General features: G+C 70.5%; 18 protein-coding genes. 1 reads left to right on the forward strand and 17 read right to left on the reverse strand.

Annotated features, from left to right (window positions below):
• Positions 1-3 precede the first annotated feature (3 nt).
• A complete protein-coding gene (locus MME74_RS11405) occupies positions 4-1425 on the forward strand; it encodes an HNH endonuclease signature motif containing protein (protein WP_267415137.1) in 1422 nt (473 codons plus the stop codon).
• A gap of 72 nt (positions 1426-1497) precedes the next feature.
• Here MME74_RS11405 and MME74_RS11410 read toward each other — a convergent pair whose 3' ends face one another.
• From MME74_RS11410 to MME74_RS11490, 17 genes are all read right to left on the reverse strand, one after another.
• Entirely contained in the window at positions 1498-2403 is a 906-nt protein-coding gene (locus MME74_RS11410) for an NUDIX domain-containing protein (RefSeq protein WP_267415138.1), read from the reverse strand.
• A 61-nt stretch (positions 2404-2464) separates the two neighbouring features.
• Positions 2465-3937, reverse strand: coding sequence for a ribosome biogenesis GTPase Der (gene der, locus MME74_RS11415; RefSeq protein ID WP_267418563.1), 1473 nt, complete (start codon positions 3935-3937; stop codon positions 2465-2467).
• A 40-nt stretch (positions 3938-3977) separates the two neighbouring features.
• Entirely contained in the window at positions 3978-4700 is a 723-nt protein-coding gene (cmk, locus tag MME74_RS11420) for a (d)CMP kinase (protein ID WP_267415139.1), read from the reverse strand.
• Positions 4693-5829: a prephenate dehydrogenase gene (locus MME74_RS11425; protein WP_267415140.1), complete on the reverse strand. Its 1137-nt coding sequence runs from the start codon at positions 5827-5829 to the stop codon at positions 4693-4695. Before MME74_RS11425 ends, cmk begins: the two co-directional genes overlap by 8 nt.
• Entirely contained in the window at positions 5826-6632 is an 807-nt protein-coding gene (locus MME74_RS11430; protein ID WP_267415141.1) for a pseudouridine synthase, read from the reverse strand. The genes MME74_RS11425 and MME74_RS11430 overlap by 4 nt, the downstream gene beginning before the upstream one ends.
• Positions 6629-7285 carry an SMC-Scp complex subunit ScpB gene (gene scpB, locus MME74_RS11435; RefSeq protein ID WP_267415142.1) on the reverse strand — a complete coding sequence of 219 codons (657 nt, stop codon included), beginning with the start codon at positions 7283-7285 and terminating at the stop codon, positions 6629-6631. Before scpB ends, MME74_RS11430 begins: the two co-directional genes overlap by 4 nt.
• Positions 7275-8132, reverse strand: coding sequence for a segregation and condensation protein A (locus tag MME74_RS11440; protein ID WP_416383314.1), 858 nt, complete (start codon positions 8130-8132; stop codon positions 7275-7277). The genes scpB and MME74_RS11440 overlap by 11 nt, the downstream gene beginning before the upstream one ends.
• On the reverse strand, positions 8116-8949 hold the full coding sequence (locus tag MME74_RS11445) for a ParA family protein (RefSeq protein WP_267418565.1): 834 nt from the start codon (positions 8947-8949) through the stop codon (positions 8116-8118). The genes MME74_RS11440 and MME74_RS11445 overlap by 17 nt, the downstream gene beginning before the upstream one ends.
• Before the next feature lie 168 nt (positions 8950-9117).
• Positions 9118-10020 (reverse strand): site-specific tyrosine recombinase XerD, encoded by a 903-nt coding sequence (gene xerD / locus MME74_RS11450; RefSeq protein ID WP_267415143.1) that lies wholly within the window; start codon positions 10018-10020, stop codon positions 9118-9120.
• Positions 10021-10023: 3 nt separating this feature from the next.
• Positions 10024-10605, reverse strand: coding sequence for an NUDIX domain-containing protein (locus MME74_RS11455; protein WP_267415144.1), 582 nt, complete (start codon positions 10603-10605; stop codon positions 10024-10026).
• Positions 10598-12292, reverse strand: coding sequence for a CTP synthase (locus tag MME74_RS11460; RefSeq protein WP_267415146.1), 1695 nt, complete (start codon positions 12290-12292; stop codon positions 10598-10600). Before MME74_RS11460 ends, MME74_RS11455 begins: the two co-directional genes overlap by 8 nt.
• 17 nt (positions 12293-12309) lie before the next feature.
• Positions 12310-14001 (reverse strand): DNA repair protein RecN, encoded by a 1692-nt coding sequence (recN, locus tag MME74_RS11465; RefSeq protein ID WP_267415147.1) that lies wholly within the window; start codon positions 13999-14001, stop codon positions 12310-12312.
• The gene (locus MME74_RS11470; protein WP_267415149.1) at positions 13998-14918 is read right to left on the reverse strand and encodes an NAD kinase; all 921 of its coding nucleotides are present in this window, start codon (positions 14916-14918) and stop codon (positions 13998-14000) included. The genes recN and MME74_RS11470 overlap by 4 nt, the downstream gene beginning before the upstream one ends.
• The gene (locus tag MME74_RS11475) at positions 14915-15712 is read right to left on the reverse strand and encodes a TlyA family RNA methyltransferase (RefSeq protein ID WP_267415150.1); all 798 of its coding nucleotides are present in this window, start codon (positions 15710-15712) and stop codon (positions 14915-14917) included. Before MME74_RS11475 ends, MME74_RS11470 begins: the two co-directional genes overlap by 4 nt.
• Positions 15709-15885, reverse strand: coding sequence for a hypothetical protein (locus MME74_RS11480; RefSeq protein ID WP_267415152.1), 177 nt, complete (start codon positions 15883-15885; stop codon positions 15709-15711). Before MME74_RS11480 ends, MME74_RS11475 begins: the two co-directional genes overlap by 4 nt.
• A gap of 52 nt (positions 15886-15937) precedes the next feature.
• Positions 15938-16975, reverse strand: coding sequence for an HAD-IIA family hydrolase (locus MME74_RS11485; RefSeq protein ID WP_267415153.1), 1038 nt, complete (start codon positions 16973-16975; stop codon positions 15938-15940).
• Complete coding sequence (locus MME74_RS11490; protein WP_267415154.1) at positions 16975-19005, reverse strand: primosomal protein; 2031 nt, start codon at positions 19003-19005, stop codon at positions 16975-16977. The genes MME74_RS11485 and MME74_RS11490 overlap by 1 nt, the downstream gene beginning before the upstream one ends.
• Positions 19006-19063: the final 58 nt, after the last annotated feature.

Here is a 19063-nt window from a genome sequence, read left to right on the forward strand (position 1 = left end):
GGTATGGCAGACACGACCGATCTCGACCTCGAACTCGAGGAACGACGACGCGTCCTGGATGCCTGGGTCGATACGAGACGCCGGATAGCCGTCCTCGAGGCGGAAGCGGCAGAGCTGCTCGTGGAGCAGATCGCCCTTCACGACGCCGACGTCTCGACCAGCCCCCACCACCGTGACGCGATCTACCGGTCGATGATCGCGGAGTTCTCGGCTGCCGCACACGTGTCGAAGGGCTCCGTCGAGTTCGCCTTTGCGGATGCGCGAGCCCTCGACGCGCACCTCCCCGCTGTCCGCGCCGCGTTCACACGCGGGTCGATCAGCGCCGGACACGTTCGGGAGATCGCGAGGGCGAGCGCGCTCGTCGACGAAGCGGTCCGCAACCGGCAGGCCGACCCCGCGGTCATGGACCTGTTCGAGACCGCGGTGCTCGTCGTCGCCGAACAGGACACGGCTGCGCGCACGAGAGCCCACGCGCGGCAGGTCGCGGCCGCCCTCGTCGGCGACAGTCTCCTCGAACGGCATCGACGCGCGGCAGACGAACGATGCGTGACGGTGAAGTCACTCGACGACGGGCTCGCACTGCTCACCGCGGTTCTCCCCGAGTGGATCGCGAACGCGATCTCCGACCGTCTGAGCCGGATGACCCGCGAGGTCCTGCGCGCCCGGAACGATCGAGAGATCCTGCCCCTCATGCGGTGGTTCGAAGCGGATGCCGACAGCCTCCGTCCTGAGGACTTCGCCCTCGACGACCCCTCTTTCGACCCCGCCGGGGACGGCGTCATCCGCAGCACCGAGGGCGACACCTTCGCGACGGACCCGGAGATCGAGCACTTCCCGCCCGACACCCGGACCTGGGCGCAGACCCAGGCCGACCTCTTCACCGACCTGCTGCTCACCGCCGACCCCAGCACCGCGAACGGCGACGGACTCGACGGCATTCAGGCCCGCATCCAGGTCACCGTCGCCGCGACCACGCTGCTCGGCGCCGACGACCAACCCGCCGAGCTCGACGGTCATGGCGCGATCCATCCCGACATCGCCCGCGACCTCGCCGGACGCCACGCCGGGTGGACTCGCCTGTTCCTCGATGGGGCGGGAATGGTCGTCGAGACCGACACCTACACTCCGACCGAGGGGATGCGCCGATTCCTCCGCGCCCGCGATCGGCACTGCCGGTTCCCAGGGTGTCGCATGCCGGTGCACCGCTGCGAGATCGACCACAACCACGATCATGCGAAAGGCGGGAGAACCCGCCTCGACAACCTCGGGCACTTCTGCCGCAGCCACCACACCCTCAAGCATCCGGACGTTCCCGACCTGCATCGATGGACCGCCCGGCAGGAGAGGGACGGCAGCGTCACGTGGCACAGTCCGCTCGGACGCGACTATTCCGACCCGCCTCCCCGGCGAGTGATGTTCGTCTGACCCGCGCTGCACGTCGGCACCGCGTCGCCTGCCCGCCCGCCTGCCTGCCTTGCCTGGATGGATGTCGCGGGGTCAGCCGCGCCCGTCGAGCAGGTCGCGCAGCCACCCTGCCGACCGGACCTGGGCGGCCCCGGCGCGCTCGACGCGTTCGCGGAGCCCTCGGTCGCTGGTGACCGCCACGACGGTCTGCGCGGATGCGACCCGGCGCTCGACCTCGGCGACGATCGCGTCATCCCCCGCTGCCTGCGCGCGAAGGACCGACACCTCGCTGGACTCGTGATCGATGTCGCGCGCCTGTCCCTCGACGACCATCGACACCTCGGGGAACCAGACGTCGCCCTCGAGATCCAAGGCCCCCGCGGGCACGGTCAGACCCTCCAAGCGAGCGCGCAGCCGCGATGCCGCACCTGCACGATCCTTCCACCAGCCGTCCGGTACGGAGCCCACGACATTGGCTGCATCGACCACGACGGCCGGCCGCACCTCGAGCAGTGCGCGCAGCGCCGGCCAGGCGGCCCCGAATCCCGGGTGCAGCGGACGATCCGCGACCTCATCGAGCGGAACCCACTCCAGCGCGACGCTCTCCGGGTCGCTGATCACCGGATCGAACGGGACCCGCACATCCGCGACCACGGTCGTGTACGACCAGATGCCGAGATCGAGGACGCTGGTGAACCGCGGCCGCACCGCCCCATCGGGCACCCCGGCCTCTTCCTGCGCCTCGCGGATGGCGCCGACGATCGCGCTCTCGCCCTCGTGCAGCGCCCCACCGGGCAGGCCCCACGTGCCGCCGAAGTGACTCCACGAGACGCGATGCTGCAGCAGGATCCCCCGCACCGGGTCGGAGGCGAGAAGACCGGCGGCGCCGAAGCGCCCCCAGTACTTCTCCCCCGACTCTGCGATCACCCAGGCATCACCCGGGTTCCGCGGCCCCTCGGGGCGGCGCGGCTCACCTGCGGCAGGAGGTACGACGGTCACCCTCACAGCCTTTCACAGCATCGGGGTACGAGCACCACGGCGCGACATGCGCCGGAACAGGTCAGCGCTGGCGCTTCTCGCGCACGCGCATGTTGATCACGATCGGCGTGCCCTCGAACGAGTACAGCTCGCGCAGGCGGCGCTGGATGAACCGGCGGTACCCGGGGTCGAGGAACCCGGTCGTGAACAGGACGAACGTCGGCGGGCGCGTCGAAGCCTGCGTGCCGAACAGGATGCGCGGCTGCTTGCCGCCGCGCAGCGGGTGCGGGTGCTCGGCCACGAGCTCTGCGAGGAACGCGTTGAACTTGCCCGTCGGGATGCGACGGTCCCAGTTCTCCAGCGAGGTCTCCAGCGCGGGCACGAGCTTGTCGAGGTGGCGTCCGGTCTTCGCGGAGATGTTCACGCGCGGAGCCCAGGCGACGTGCGCCAGGTCCTGCTCGATCTCGCGCTCCAGGTAACGACGGCGGTCGGCGTTCTCGAGGTCGTCGTCGTTCAGACGGTCCCACTTGTTGAACGCCAGCACGAGCGCGCGGCCCGACTCCAGCACGAGGTCGATGATGCGCACGTCCTGCTCGCTGATGGTCTCCGACACATCCAGCACGACGACGGCCACTTCGGCCTTCTCCAGAGCCGCGGAAGTGCGCAGCGAAGCGTAGAAGTCCGCGCCCTGCGCCATGTGCACGCGACGACGGATGCCGGCCGTGTCGACGAGGCGCCACATCTTCCCGCCGAGCTCCACGACCTCGTCGACCGGGTCACGAGTGGTGCCGGCCAGGTCGTTGACGACCACGCGCTCCTCACCGGCTGCCTTGTTCAGCAGCGACGACTTGCCCACGTTCGGGCGGCCGAGAATGGCCACGCGCCGCGGTCCGCCGATCTCCTGCTTCGCGACGGCCGAGACCTCGGGGAGCTTCTTGAGCACGGCGTCCAGCAGGTCGGCGACGCCGCGTCCGTGGATGGCCGAGACGGGGTACGGCTCGCCGAGCCCCAGGCTCCACAGAGCTGCGGTCTCGGGCTCCTGGCGGGCGTCGTCGATCTTGTTGGCCACGAGGAACACGGGCTTGCCGCTCTTGCGGAGCAGCTTCACGACGTGCTCGTCGGTCGAGGTGGCACCCACCATCGCGTCGACGACGAACAGCACCATGTCGGCGAGGTCGATCGCGACCTCGGCCTGCATCGCGACCGAGCGGTCGATGCCGCGGGCGTCGGGCTCCCACCCACCGGTGTCGACGAGCGAGAAGCGGCGGTCGGCCCACTCGGCCTTGTACGTCACGCGGTCGCGGGTCACGCCGGGGGTGTCCTCCACGACGGCTTCGCGGCGGCCGAGGATGCGGTTCACGAGGGCGGACTTGCCGACGTTCGGGCGTCCGACGATCGCCACCACGGGAAGCGCGGGGCTGTAGTGGATGCCGTCCTCGCCGAGCGTGATGCCCGCGAGGAGCGCGGCGTCCTCATCGTCCAGCTCGTAGTCGGAGAGGCCGGCGCGCAGGGTCTCCGCGCGCTGCTCGGCGAGATGCTCGTCGAGCTGGTCCATCTTCTCGGCGAGCTGGTCGGGGCCGCCTTCGTATTCTTCGTCAGCCACGGTGTGCTCCTTGGATTCGTTCGATCACCGTGAGGACGGCGTCGATGGTCTGGGGGAAATCGAGCTCCGTCGAATCGACGACCTCGACGCCTTCTGCGGCGTTCAGGAAGTCGACGACGGCGCTGTCGGAGGCGTCGCGCTTGTGCAGTGCTGCGGCGACGGCCTCCGCGTTCTCGCCGGCGAGTTCGCCGGCACGGCGGGCGGCCCGTACCTCGGGGGCCGCGGTGAGCAGGATGCGCACGGGGGCATCCGGTGCGACGACGGTCGTGATGTCACGGCCCTCGACGACAACGGCGGGGTACGACGACTCGGACACGAGACGTCGGAAGAGTTCGTTCACCTGCACGCGCACCTCGGGCACGCGCGCCACGCCGCTCACGGCGCCCGAGACCCGCGGTTCGCGGATCGCCTCGGTGATCTCGGTGTCGCCGACGAGGACGGTCCGGTCGTCGGGGTCGAGCCCCAGACGCACCGGGAAGTCGGATGCAGCGGCGAGGACGGCGTCGGCGTCGTCCGTGTCGGTGCCGCGGTCGAGCACGTGCCACGCGAGAGCGCGGTACGCGGATCCGGTGTCGAGGTAGCCGAAGCCGAGCTTGCGGGCGACGGCCTTCGAGACGCTGGACTTGCCGGAACCGGCAGGCCCGTCGATCGCGATGAACTTCGTGGCGTCGGCGACGTGCTCCGGCGCCGTGGAGGAGGTCGAGGTGTCAGTCATTGGTGTTCCCTGCAATCCGCCAGCCGCGTTCCTGAAGTCCGGTGATCGCACCGTGCAGCGCGGCCGGGTCGACGCTGATCTCCGCCAGACCGAACTGCGCCCCCGGAGAGTGCTCGAGACGGAGGTCTTCGACGTTGACGCCGAGTTCGCCGAGCTCGCCGAACAGACGACCCAGCTGGCCCGCCGTGTCGTCGACCATGACGATGAGCGACTCGAAGCGACGGTTCTGCCCGTGCTTGCCCGGCAGGCGTTCGACGCCGTCGTTGCCCTGGCGGATGGTCTCGGCGACGATGCGCCGGGCTCCGGGCGCCGCCGGCTCGCGCAGCGCGTCGGAGATCTCTCCGAGGTCGGAGGCGAGGGCGTCGAGGATCTCGACGACGGGTCCCGCGTTCGCACCGAGGATCTGCACCCAGAGCTCGGGCGCGGATGCGGCGATGCGCGTCGTGTCGCGGACGCCCTGCCCGGCGAGGCGGAGAGCCCCTTCTTCGGCCCCTGCGAGGCGACCGGCGAGCAGGCTCGCGACCACCTGGGGCACGTGCGAGGTGAGGGCGACGGAGCGATCGTGCTCCTCCGGCGTCATCTCGAGCGGCATCGCGCCCACGTCCAGGGCGAGCGCTTCGACGAGCGCCAGGTCGGAGGCCTTGGTGTCCTCATCGCGGCACACGACCCACGGGCGTCCGATGAACAGATCGGCGCGGGCGGAGATCGCGCCGCCGCGCTCGCGTCCGGCGAGCGGGTGCGAGCCGATGTAGCGGGTGAGGTCGACACCGCGCGACTTCAGGGTGCGGAACGGGTCGAGCTTCACGCTGGCGACGTCGGTGACGACGGCTTCCGGGAACCGCTCGAGCTCGGCCTGGATCACGTCGGCGGTGACATCCGGCGGCACGGCCACGACGATCAGCGACGGAGCATCGTCCTCCGCGGCGAGACGTCCCGCGCCGTAGTCGACGGCGAGGCGCAACTGTGCGGGCGAGGCGTCGGTGAGCACCACGTCGACGCCCTTCGAGCGGAGCGCGTGGCCGACGCTCGCGCCGAGGAGTCCGGCGCCGACGATGCGGACGGTGCCGGAGAGGCGCGGCGCGACGGTGCCCGCTCTCCGCGCCGTGGGCGCACTCGTCGTATCGGTCATTCGCTCTCCTGCTCGCCTGGCGCCTCGGCGACACCGGAATCACGGCGCGACAGGGTCAAAAGCGCGCCGAGTTCGATTTTACTCAGTTCCCGCGTCTTCCCGGCCGGGAGGGTTCCCAGGTGGAGCGGGCCGAACTGCCGACGGACCAGTTCCGTGACCGGATGTCCGACCGCGGCGAGCATCCGGCGCACGATCCGATTGCGTCCGGAGTGCAGCGTCAGCTCGACCAGGCTCTCCTCGCGGGAGGTGTCCAGCAGCCTCGCCTTGTCGGCGGCGATCGGCCCGTCCTCGAGCTCGATGCCCTTCGTCAGCTTCGAGATCGTCTGCGGGAGGACCGTGCCCTCGACCTTCGCGATGTACACCTTGGTCACACCGAACGAGGGGTGGGCGAGCACGTGCGCGAGGGCGCCGTCGTTCGTGAGGATCAGCAGCCCGCTCGTCTCGGCGTCGAGGCGGCCGACGTTGTAGAGGCGCTCCTCGTACTTCTCGGTGAAGCGACGCAGGTCGGGGCGGCCGTTCTCGTCCTTCATGCTGCTGACGACGCCGGTGGGCTTGTTGAGCATGACGTAGCGCTTGGAGACGTCGAGCTGGATCGCGGTGCCGTCCACGTCCACGAGGTCGTGCTCGGGGTCGATCCGTCGCCCCTGCTCGGAGACGACGATGCCGTTGACGCGGATGCGTCCCTCGGCGATGTACTGCTCCACCACGCGGCGGGAGGCCACGCCGGCGGCGGCGAGCACCTTCTGCAGGCGCACGCCCTCCGGTGCGCCCTCGGAGTCTGCGGAGGCGTCGAAGCCCGTCATCGGATGGTCCCTTCGTCGAAGCCGTCTGCACCGTCATCGAGCAGCGGGGAGATCGGGGGCAGCTCGTCGAGCGAGTTGATGCCCAGGTGCTGCAGGAGTGCGTCGGTCGTGCCGTAGTTGATCGCGCCGGTCTCGGAGTCGGCGAACAGCTCGGTGATCAGCCCGCGGGCGAGGAGCGTGCGCACGACGGAATCGACGTTCACGGCGCGGATCGACGCGACCTGACTGCGCGTCACCGGCTGCTTGTACGCGATGACGGCCAGCGTCTCGAGCGCGGCCTGCGAGAGCCGGGCGGGAGCCTGCCCGCCGACGAAGTCCGCGACCAGGGTGTCCAGATCCTCGCGCACGTACAGCCGCCAGCCGCCGCCGACCTCGCGGAGCTCGAAGCCGCGTCGCGGCCCCTTGCCCCGGCCGTCGTAATCCTCGACGAGGGTCTCGAGCGTCTGCCGCACAGCGGGCACGGGCGAGCCGACCGCGGCGGCGAGAGCCACCAGACCGAGCGGCTCGTCGACGATGAGCAGGATCGCCTCGATGCGCTCGGAGAGCGGGATCTCGGCGGCGGCATCCGTCACGTCATCGGTCACGTCATCAATCAGTGAATCCGTCGGTTCCGTCACGTCGTCCGTCACGGCATCCGTCGCGTCATCGGTCATAGTCGGCCCCCAGGGTCGCGAGTGTCTCGTCCGACCAGGAGTCGGCTGCCCAGCGCAGCGTGAGCTCGCCGAGCGGTTCCAGTTGTTCGAAGGACAGCGCCGCGTGCCGGTAGAGCTCCAGCACCGAGATGAAGCGCGCCACGACGATGCCCGGCTCGCTCACCCCCGCCACCAGCTCGCGGAAGCTCAGCGACTCGGTGCCGCGCAGCAGCGTCACGACGATGGCGGCCTGCTCGCGGATGCTGACCAGCGGCGCGTGCAGGTGGTCGAGGCCGACGTGCGGGATCTCCTTGGGCGCGAACGCCAGCAGTGCCAGCGCGGCGAAGTCGTCGGCGGTCAGCGACCATACGAGCTCGGGCGTCTGCCGACGGTGCTTCTCGTCGAGCCGTGCCGCGCGCACGTGCCGACGGTCTTCGCGCTGCAGGCAGCGGGAGAACCACGCCGAGACCTCCTTGAAGGCCCGGTACTGCAGCAGGCGGGCGAACAGCAGGTCGCGCGCCTCGAGCAGGGCCACCGCCTCGGCATCGACCAGCTCCCCCTGCGGCAGCAGGCCGGCGACCTTCATGTCGAGCAGCGTGGCCGCGACCACGAGGAACTCGGATGCCTGGTCCAGCTCCGCCTCATCGTCGAGCGCGCCGAGGTAGGCGATGAACTCGTTCGTGACCGCGCTCAGCGAGACCTCGGTGATGTCCATCTCATGCTTCGAGATGAGGTTGAGGAGCAGGTCGAACGGGCCGTCGAAGTTGGACAGCGAGACCCGGAAGCCGGCGTTCTCCGCCGCGACGGCATCGCCCGCGCTCTCCTCGAGCGTCGCGTCGACAGGACCCTCGCTAGGCGACGGCGCCACGGGCGACCAGCTCCCGCGCCAGCCGCAGGTATGCCTGAGCGGCCGCGTGCTCGGGGGCGAACTCGGTGATGGGCACACCCGACACCGAGGCGTCGGGGAACTTCACGGTGCGGCCGATCACGGTCTCCAGCACGTCGTCTCCGAAGGCCTCGACCACGCGCTCGAGGACCTCGCGGGAGTGCAGCGTGCGGGGGTCGTACATCGTCGCCAGCAGACCGTCCATCGTGATCGAGGGGTTCAGCCGGTCGCGCACCTTGTCGATGGTCTCGATGAGCAGGGCCACGCCGCGCAGCGCGAAGAACTCGCACTCCAGCGGGATGATCACACCGTGCGCAGCGGTCAGCGCGTTCACCGTCAGCAGGCCGAGCGACGGCTGGCAGTCGATGAGGATGACGTCGTACTCCCCCGCCACCTGGCGCAGCACGCGGGCGAGGATCGTCTCACGGGCGACCTCGTTGACCAGGTGCACCTCGGCGGCGGAGAGGTCGATGTTGGCGGGCATCACGTCGAGGCCCTCGACGCCCGAGTGCACGATCGCGTCGTGCGCGTCGCGCTTGGTGTCGAGCAGCAGGTCGTACACCGTGGGGACGTCGTGCGTCTGGATGCCGAGGCCCGCGGAGAGAGCACCCTGCGGGTCGAAGTCGACCGCGAGCACCTTGCGGCCGTATTCCGCGAGGGCGGCGGCCAGGTTGATGGAAGTCGTCGTCTTGCCGACGCCGCCCTTCTGGTTGCACAGCGCGATGATGCGCGCCGGGCCGTGGGACTTCAACGGCTCGGGGGTCGGGAACCCGTGATACGGGCGGCCGGTGGGTCCCATGGGGGTCTCGTCGGCCTTCTGTGCCTTCGCCCTGGACTTCGCCGCTTTCTCAGCCACCGGTTCTCCTGCTCCTTCGTGCTTGGTCGATTGTACCGGCCGGGCTGTGGCTCGGCCGCCTCGGCACGCGGCGCGGGCCCCTCCCGGGAATCCTGCGGGCGTGTCCGGGTCTCAGCGGGCGCGGGGATGCGAGGTCGCGTAGATGTCGCGCAGCGTGTCCACGGAGACGTGCGTGTAGATCTGGGTCGTGGCGACCGAGGAGTGTCCGAGCAGCTCCTGGACGACGCGCACGTCGGCGCCGCCCTGCAGCAGATGTGTCGCGAAGGAGTGCCGCAGCGTGTGCGGCGAGACCTCCGCTGTGATCTGGGCCTGCTCCGCCGCGGCACGGATGACGAGCCAGGCGCTCTGCCGGGACAGCGGTGCTCCGCGCGCGCCGAGGAACAGTCGCGCCGAGGCCCGCCCCTTGGCCGCGAGCTCCGGACGGACCCGGGTGAGGTAGGCGTCGACGGCCGCCCGTGCATACGACCCGATCGGGACGATGCGCTCCTTCGACCCCTTGCCGCGCAGGCGCAGCACGTCGCCGTGGGCGAGGTCGTCGACATCGAGGCCGATCGCCTCCGACACGCGGGCCCCGGTGGCGTACAGGAGTTCCAGGAGGGCACGGTCTCGCACGCCTATCGGCTCCTCCGGCGACGGCGCGGCGAGCAACCGCTCGATCTGATCGATGGTCAGGGCCTTGGGCAGTCGACGCGGAGCCTTGGGCGGGCGCAGCCGACCGCTCGGGTCGTCGTCCTCGATGCCCTCGCGCGCCAGGAACCGGTGCCACCCGCGGACGGAGGACTGCAGCCGCGCCAGGCTCGTGGATGCCGGGGCGGGCACGGCCGAGGCACGGTCCGTGATGAAGCGGTCGATGACCGCCGGAGTCACCTCCGACGTGTCGGCCACGCCTTCCGCCGCCAGCCAGTCGACGTAGCCGCCGAGGTCTCGGCGATAGGCCGCGATCGTGTGCTCGCTCAGGCCGCGCTCGATCGTGACATGACGCAGGTAGGCGTCGAGAGCGCGCTCGAGCTGCATCCCTCAGCTCCGATCGCGCAGCCTCTGCGCGGCGGCCAGCACGCCGATCGTGAGGATGCCGTTGTGCATCCGCCCGTCGAGCACGGCGTCGACGGCATCCGCGAGCGGCACCCACTCCACGCGGATGTCGGCCTCCTCGTCCTCGCGGTCATGCGCCGACGGGGCCGGCGAGACACCGGTCGCGAGGAAGATGTGGATGATCTCGTCGTTGCCGCCCGGAGTGGTCCAGGACGACACCAGCGGCTCCCAGTGCGCGGCGACGAGGTCGGCCTCCTCCGCGAGCTCGCGGCGGGCCGCCTCGAGCGGCTCCTCGCCCTCCACGTCGAGCAGGCCGGCGGGCAGCTCCCAGTCGCGATGGCGGATGGGGTGGCGGTACTGCTGGATCAGCAGGACGCGCCCCTCGTCGTCGAGTGCGAGGATCGCCACCGCGCCCGTGTGGGCGACGTACTGCCGGACGATCTCGCCGTCGCCATAGCGCACGCGGTCGGAGCGCACGTCCCACACGCGTCCCTCGTAGACGAGGTCGCTGTCGAGGACCTCCGGCTCGAACGGCTCGTCCCGGAGGTCCCGCGACGAGTCAGTCATCGGCGCTGACGTCGAACAGCTCGCTCGCCCGGTGACGCTCGATCGCGGCGCCGACGAGGCCGCGGAACAGCGGGTGCGGGTCGGTCGGACGCGAGCGCAGCTCCGGGTGGGCCTGCGTGGCGATGTAGTACGGGTGCACGTCGCGCGGCAGCTCGACGTACTCGACCAGGTCGAGCTCGGGGTTGAGACCCGAGAACACCAGTCCCGCCTCGGTGAGACGGTCGCGGTAGGCGTTGTTCACCTCGTAGCGGTGGCGGTGGCGCTCGGAGGCCTCCGGCGCACCGTACAGCTCACGGGCGAGGGAGCCTTCGGCGAGGGCCGCCTGGTAGAGACCGAGGCGCATGGTGCCGCCGAGGTCGCCGCCGTCGAGGATGTCGATCTGCTCGGCCATGGTCGCGATGACCGGCTCCGCGGTCTCCGGGTCGAACTCGCTGGAGGAGGCTCCGGCGATGCCGGCGACGTCGCGGGCGTACTCGATGACCATGCACTGCAGGCCGAGGCACAGACCGAGCGTCGGGATGCCCTGCTCGCGGGCGAACTTCAGCGCGCCGAGCTTGCCCTCGATGCCGCGGATGCCGAAGCCGCCGGGCACGCAGATGCCGTCGAGCGGGGCCAGCTGCTCCTGCGCGCCTTCCGGCGTCTCGCACAGGTCCGAGGGGATCCAGCGGATGTTGACCTTGGTCTCCTGTGCGAAGCCGCCGGCCTTGAGGGCCTCGGTCACGGAGAGGTAGGCGTCCGGCAGGTCGATGTACTTGCCGACGAGGCCGATCGTCACCTCGTGCTTGGGGTTGTGGACCGCGTGCAGCACCTTGTTCCAGCGGGTCCAGTCGACGTCGGCCGCCTTCTGGTCGAGGCCGAGGCGACGCACGATGTACGAGTCGAGGCCCTGCTCGTTCAGCGTCGAGGGGATGTCGTAGATGCTCGGCAGGTCGACCGTGTTGATGACGCCTTCGACGTCGACGTCGCACATGAGGGCGATCTTGTTCCGGTTGCTCACGCTCACCGGACGGTCGCTGCGGAGCACGAGCGCGTCGGGCTGGATGCCCACCTGGCGGAGCGCGGCGACGGAGTGCTGGGTCGGCTTGGTCTTCTGCTCCCCCGACGCGCCCATGAACGGCACGAGCGAGACGTGCACGAAGAAGACGCTGTCGCGGCCGAGCTCGTGACGGAGCTGACGAGCGGACTCGAGGAACGGCTGCGACTCGATGTCGCCGACCGTGCCGCCGACCTCGGTGATGATCACGTCGGGACGCGGGTCCTCGGAGGCCTGCAGGCGCATGCGGCGCTTGATCTCGTCGGTGATGTGCGGGATCACCTGCACCGTGTCGCCGAGGTACTCGCCGCGACGCTCACGGGCGATGACCTGCGAGTAGATCTGGCCGGTGGTGACGTTCGCCGCCTCGGACAGGTTGATGTCGAGGAAGCGCTCGTAGTGTCCGATGTCGAGGTCGGTCTCGGCGCCGTCGTCCGTGACGAAGACCTCGCCGTGCTGGAACGGGTTCATGGTGCCCGGATCCACGTTCAGGTACGGGTCGAGCTTCTGCATCACGACGCGCAGACCACGGGCCGTGAGGAGGTTGCCGAGGCTGGCAGCCGTCAGCCCCTTGCCCAAAGACGAAACGACACCACCAGTCACGAAGATGTGCTTGGTCGTGTCGTTCTTGGGTCCCGCAGAAGAAGAGTTCATCACGGGCTTCGATCCTATCAGGCGGCGGGGACGCGGAGGCTGAGAAGTTCGCGGGCGTGCGTCAGAGCGGCGTCGGAATCGGCGAGTCCGGAGAGTAGACGGGCCATCTCGGCCTCCCTCTCCGCACCTTCCAGACGGCGGACGCTGGAGGCCGTGACCGCGCCATCATTGGCTTTCACGACCGAGAGGTGGTTGTTCGCGAAGGCCGCGACCTGCGCGAGATGGGTCACCGCGATCACCTGCGACTTCTCGGCGAGTCGGGCGAGTCGCCGACCCACCTCGATCGCCGCGGCGCCGCCGATGCCGGCATCGACCTCGTCGAAGACGAACGTGGGGACCGGGTCTGTCCCGGCGATGACGACCTCGATCGCCAGCATCACGCGGGACAGCTCTCCCCCGGAGGCGCCCTTCGAGACCGAGCGGGGTTCGGCGCCCGGATGCGGGGCGAGGAGGATCGCGACGTCATCGCGACCGTGCGCGCTCTCGGCGCCCTCGGAGACCGCGACCTCGAGGCGCGCATCGGGCATCGCGAGTGCGTGGAGCTCCTCGGTCACCGCCTCACCGAGGCGAGCGGCGGCGTCGGTGCGGGCGGCCGTCAGTGCGGTCGCGTGCGCGTCCAGCTCCGCACGGGCCGCGTCGCGTTCGGCGAGGAGCCTCTCGATGCGCTCTCCGTCGTCGTCGAGCTCCGCCAGGCGCGCCGATCCGGTCTGCCAGAGCGCGAGGGCCTCGTCGAGGGAGCCGTGCGCGCGGACGAGGGTGCCGAGCGCGGCGCGGCGCTCCTCCACAGCGGCGAGCTCATGGGGCCCGGACTCGTCGAGGTCGGCGAGGTAGGCCGAGAGGAGTCCCGCAGTGTCGGCGATGCGGTAGCCGATGTCGGCGAGGCTCTCGCCGATCTCGGTCAGCTTGGCGTCGGACGCCCGCTCGAGCACACGACGCGCCTCCGCGACCAGCGCCGAGGCGTCCGGCTCGCCCTCCTCGCTCGACAGTGCTCCGTGGGCGAGGGAGGCGGCGAGGCGCAGCTCCTCGGAGTTCGCGAGGCGTTCGGCGCGCTCGGTGAGCTCCTGGTCCTCCCCCGGTTCCGGTGCCGTCGCCTCGATCAGCGCGAGCGCCTCCCGGAGGCGCGATGCCTCCTCGGCGCGGCGGTCACGGTTCTCGGTGATCTCGGTGATCTCGGTGTCGATGGTGCGCCAGCGCGTGAAGGAGCCGGCGTACAGCTCGAGCGCCTCCGCGATCGGGGCTCCGCCGAAGCGGTCCAGGGCGTCCCGCTGGGCGGCCGCGGAGCGCAGGCGCAACTGCTCGGACTGACCGTGCACGACGACGAGTTCTTCCGCGAGCGAGGAGAGCACGCCGGCCGGTGCGGCTCGTCCGCCGACACTCGCGCGGCTGCGGCCTTCCGCACTCAGCGTGCGCGACACGTAGAGCTCGGCGGTCCCGGATCCCGCGGGCTCCAGCTCTCCACCGGCGTCCGCGACGATCTCGGCCACGTCTCCGCGCTCGGGGACGATCCACACGCCGGCCACGGAAGCCTGCGCGGCGCCGGCGCGCACGGCGCCCGAGTCGGCGCGCTGGCCGAGCAGCAGCCCGAGGCCCGTGACCACCATCGTCTTGCCGGCACCGGTCTCACCGGTGATCGCCGTGAATCCGGGACCGAGGGGCAGCACGGCATCGGCGATGACGCCGAGCCCCTGCATCCGCATCTCCTCGATCACGACGGCGTCCCCTGATCCTGACCGCGCCATCCTTCGACGGGCAGCTGGAACTTGCGCACGAGGCGGTCGGTGAAGGCCGTCGGGTGCAGTCGTGCGAGTCGGACGGGGCGCGACGACCGACGCACCACGACGCGAGCGCCGGGCGGCAGATCGTGCGAGCGGCGGCCGTCGCACCAGAGGATCCCGGAGCCGTCGGTGCGCTCGAGCATCTCGATCGCGACCGCGGCATCGGGGCTGACCACGAGCGGCTTGGCGAACAGGGCGTGGGCCGACAGCGGCACCACCGCGATCGCCTCGACAGTGGGCCAGATGACCGGCCCTCCGGCGGAGAAGTTGTAGGCGGTCGAACCGGTCGGTGTGGAGACGACCATGCCGTCGCAGCCGAAGCTCGACAGCGGGCGGCCGTCGATCTCGAGCACGACCTCGATCATCCGCTCCCGGCTGGCCTTCTCGACCGTGGCCTCGTTGAGCGCCCAGGTCTCGTAGACGACGGCGCCGGCAGCGTCCTTCACCCGCACCGACAGGGCGAGGCGCTCCTCGACCTCGTAGTCGCGGTCGATCACGCGGCGCACCGCTCTGTCCATGTCGTCACGGTCGATCTCGGCGAGGAAGCCGACGTGGCCCATGTTGATGCCGAGCACGGGCGCCCCGCTGTCGCGCACGAGTTCCGCGGCGCGCAGGATCGTCCCGTCTCCTCCCAGCACGATCGCCAGCTCCAGATCGGCGGGATCGACCGAGGTGCCGAGGACGTCGGCGTCGGCGAAGAAGTCGTCCACCGCGGTGAGGGCGGCGTGGTCGTCGTCGGCCAGGACCGGTCGTGCTCCGGCTTCTCGCAGGGCCGTGATCACACGACGGGCGGCGTCGACGGTGTCGACTCGGCCGGCGTGGGCGACGACCAGGATGCTGCGCTCGTTCATCGTCCTCCTGCCAGTCGGTTGATGCTGTCCAACCATTCTGTCGGATTGCTGCCGCGGCCCGGCGCGAGATGCACCAGATACTCGGCATTGCCGTGCGTGCCCAGGATCGGGGAGGGAAGGATGCCGAGCATCCCGAGTCCCGTGTCCCACGCGCTCCACACGGTGCGCGCGACGGCGTCGGCACGGGTGGCCGGGTCGGTGACCAGTCCCCCGCGCACCGCCGTGCGTCCCACCTCGAACTGCGGCTTCACGAGGAGGAGCACATCGGAGCCCGGAGCCGCGACGCCGGCCACGGCCGGCAGCACGAGTTCGAGGGAGATGAACGAGAGGTCGCCCACCACGAGGTCGGGGGCGGTGCTCTCGCCGGTCGCCTCCGCCAGATTCTCCGGCGTCATGTGGCGGACGTTGTAGCCCTCGACCGCGACGACGCCGGCGTCCGCGGCGATCGACGGTGCCAGCTGCCCGTGTCCGACGTCGACCGCGAGCACCTTGCGGGCACCGCGCTCCCGCAGCACCTGCGTGAAACCGCCGGTGGATGCGCCCATGTCGAGAGCGAGCCGGTCGTGCACCTCGAGGCCGAAGCCGTCGAGGCCCGCGATGAGCTTGTGTGCGGCGCGGCCGACGTAGTGATCGGCGCCCGCGATGGTGATCTCGGCGGAGTCGTCGACCGCGGTGGAGACCTTGACCACCGGACGGCCGTCGACGCTCACGAGACCGTCGGAGATGAGGGTGGCCGCGTGGCTGCGCGAGCGGGCGAGTCCTCGGGCGGCGAGGGCAGCGTCGAGTCGCGTCATCGGGATCCCGAGGTCTCCCGCTGGTCGAGCTTCGCACCGCTCTCGAGGCGTCGGGAGAGCTCGTCGTGCAGGGCCGCGTAGGCGTCGGCCCGGGCCGGGAGGGGCTGTCCCTCGATCAGGCGCAGGCGGCTCCACAGGCCGTCGGTCGGCGCGCTCGTCGTCTCTTCGCTCACGGTTCCACTGTACGCGGCCGCTCCGACACGTGCCGGAGCCACGCGAGGTCGCCTAGGGGCGGTGGAACGGGTCGTCGTAGAGCCGCTCGGGAACGCGCAGCACGAACACCGGAGTGCCCGAGGCCCAGATCGCGGCCGCGCCGGCCCGAAGCAGGTCGATCTGCGAACCGGACTCCGCCACGATCTCCACATCCGCACCGGTCACGCGCACGGCCGCGCCGTTGACGTCGAAGACGCCGTCGCGCTCCTTCGCCTCCGGGTACGGCTCGTGCAGTTCGCGCAGATCGCTGAGGATGTAGGTCGGCCGCGAGCCCTCCGGCGCCGCCAGGACGTGCTTCGGTCGATCGATGCCCGTGAGGACGAGGACCGAGTCGATGCCGACGCGGCTCGCGCCCATGATGTCGGTGTCGAGGCGGTCGCCGATGAAGAGCGCCTTCTCCGCCCCGAACCGGGCGAGCGCTTCCTCGAAGATCGGCGCCTCCGGCTTCCCGGCGACGGTGGCCAGGCGGCCGATGGCGGTGTGGACGGCCGAGACCAGGGTGCCGTTACCCGGTGCGACGCCGCGCTCGCGCGGAATCGTCCAGTCCGTGTTGGTGGCGATCCAGGGGATGCCGCCCTCGTCCTCCGGAAGTTTGAGGGCGAAGGCCGCCTCGGCGAGGTCGGTCCAGGCCACTTCCGGAGCGAACCCCTGGACGACGGCGCTCGGGGAGTCCTCCGCGCTGCGCGTCACCGTGTATCCGGCCTTCTGCACCTCATCGACCAGTCCGTCGCCGCCGATCACGAGGATCGTCGCGGGCGCCGGCACGATCTGCGCCATCAGGCGCATCGCCGCCTGCGGACTCGTGACCACATCGGACGGCTCGACCCGGAGGCCGAGGCTGCTCAGGTGCGCCGCGACCGAGGCATCCGTCCGCGCCGCGTTGTTCGTGATGTAGCCGAGTCGCGCCGACTTCGCGGCCTCGTTGAGGCTGTCGACGGCGAAGGGCAGGGCGCCGGGGCCCGCGTACACGACGCCGTCGAGGTCGGCGAGGATCGTGTCCACGCCATCGAGCGGTGTACGCGGGGCGCGCTTCCGGGAGAACAGCGCCACTACGCCTCCGGGTCCTCGTCGGTGCCGGTCGTGGAATCAGCGGTGCCCGCCGCGGACGCGGACTCGTCTTCCGACTCGTCCTCGCCGAGGAGCTCGCGCACCTCGTCCTCGACCGTCGGCTCTTCCGCCGCAGGCTCATCCGCTGCAGGCTCATCCGCCGCAGGCTCATCCGCCGCAGGCTCATCCGCCGCAGGCTCATCTGCCTGCACAGCGTCAGCGTCAAGCTGCTCAGCGTCAGCGTCAAGCTGCTCAGCGTCAGCGTCGGGCTGCTCAGCGTCAGCGTCGGGCTGCTCAGCGTCGGGCTGCTCGGTGATCTCGTCGTCGGGGAACTCGCCCTCGATCAGGGTGTCCTCGATGAAGATCTCCTCGTCGCCGGCTTCGTCGACGCCCAGAGCCTCGGCTGCGACCTCCGCGCGGTGAGACCAGAACTCGGCCTCGTCTGTTCGTCCGAGGTCTTCCAGCACGGCCGCCCGCGCGGCGAACAGCGCGGGACTCCACTCGAAGGCACGATCCGGGTCGAGCTCAGGGATCTCGAGCTCACCGAGCGCGAGCTCGAGGTCGCCCTGGTCGAGACGAGCTCCCGACATCGCGATGGCCAGTGCGACACGGACGGGCGTCTCGAGCGCCGAACGGTCGACGGCGCGACCGGTCTCGAGGGCGCGATCGGAACGACCGATGCCACGCTCGCTGTCGACCATCAACGCGATCTGATCGTCCTTGCCGGAGATCCGCCGGTAGGTGCGGAGCTCGCGCAGCGCAAGGGCGAAGTCCTCGTTGGCGTAAGCAGTGATGCCGAGCGTCTCGCGAACGATCGCGATGCGGCCGGCACGGCGGGAAGCTGCCAGCGCGTGCTCGTGGGCGAGCGCCGGATCGTCGTCGATGAGGCGCGAAGCCATGGCCAGGTGGCGCGCCACGTGCTCGGCGTTCTCCTTGCTCAGCGTCTTGAGCTCATTGCGCGCAGCGCCGTTGAGGTCGCGCGCGGTGACGTCATCGGGAATCTGCGGCTCGTCGAACCGCGGCCGCTCATTCGCGGCCTGGGCCGGACGCTCGCGGCCCGCTCCCCCACGCTGCGGGAAGGAACGCGAACGGTCGCGGTCGCCACCCTCCCGGCGCGGACCGGAGTCACGGTTGAAGCCGCCACCCTCCCGACGCGGGGCACCACCGTCACGGTTGTAGCCGCCCTCGCGACGGGGAGCGGCACCATCGCGGTTGTAACCGCGCTCGCGACGGGGAGCTGCACCGTCACGGTTGTAACCGCCCTCGCGGCGGGGCGCAGCACCGTCACGGTTGTAACCGCCACCCTCGCGACGAGGAGCTGCACCATCGCGGTTGTAGCCACCACCCTCGCGACGGGGCGCAGCACCATCACGGTTGTAACCGCCACCCTCGCGACGAGGAGCAGCACCATCACGGTTGTAGCCGCCCTCGCGACGGGGAGCAGCACCATCACGGTTGTAACCGCCCTCGCGGCGCGGGGCAGCACCGTCACGGTTGTAACCACCTTCACGGCGCGGGGCAGCACCGTCACGGTTGTAACCACCCTCGCGACGGGGCGCAGCACCATCACGGTTGTAACCACCACCCTCGCGACGGGGCGCGGCACCATCACGGTTGTAACCACCTTCACGGCGCGGCGCACCACCATCACGGTTGTAACCACCACCCTCGCGACGGGGCGCAGCACCATCACGGTTGTAACCATCACCCTCGCGACGGGGCGCGGCACCATCACGGTTGTAGCCACCTTCACGGCGAGGCGCACCACCATCACGGTTGTAGCCACCACCCTCACGGCGCGGCGCACCGCCATCACGGTTGTAGCCGCCCTCGCGGCGCGGGGCACCGCCATCACGGTTGTAGCCACCACCCTCGCGACGCGGAGCACCACCATCACGGTTGTAGCCACCACCGCCTTCGCGGCGCGGTGCGGAGCCGTCACGGCTGCGATCGGGGCGTCCGCCGGAAGGGCGATTCGCGCGCGATCCATTGTCGTCGTTGCGACGCGGACGGCGCTGTTCCTCTTCCGGCATGATGATGCTCCCTGTTCTTTTCGTGTAAACGCAAAATGGCCACCCAACGATGGGTGGC

The organism is Microbacterium oxydans (assembly GCF_026559675.1).
In the GTDB taxonomy this organism is placed as follows: Bacteria; Actinomycetota; Actinomycetes; order Actinomycetales; family Microbacteriaceae; genus Microbacterium; species Microbacterium oxydans_D.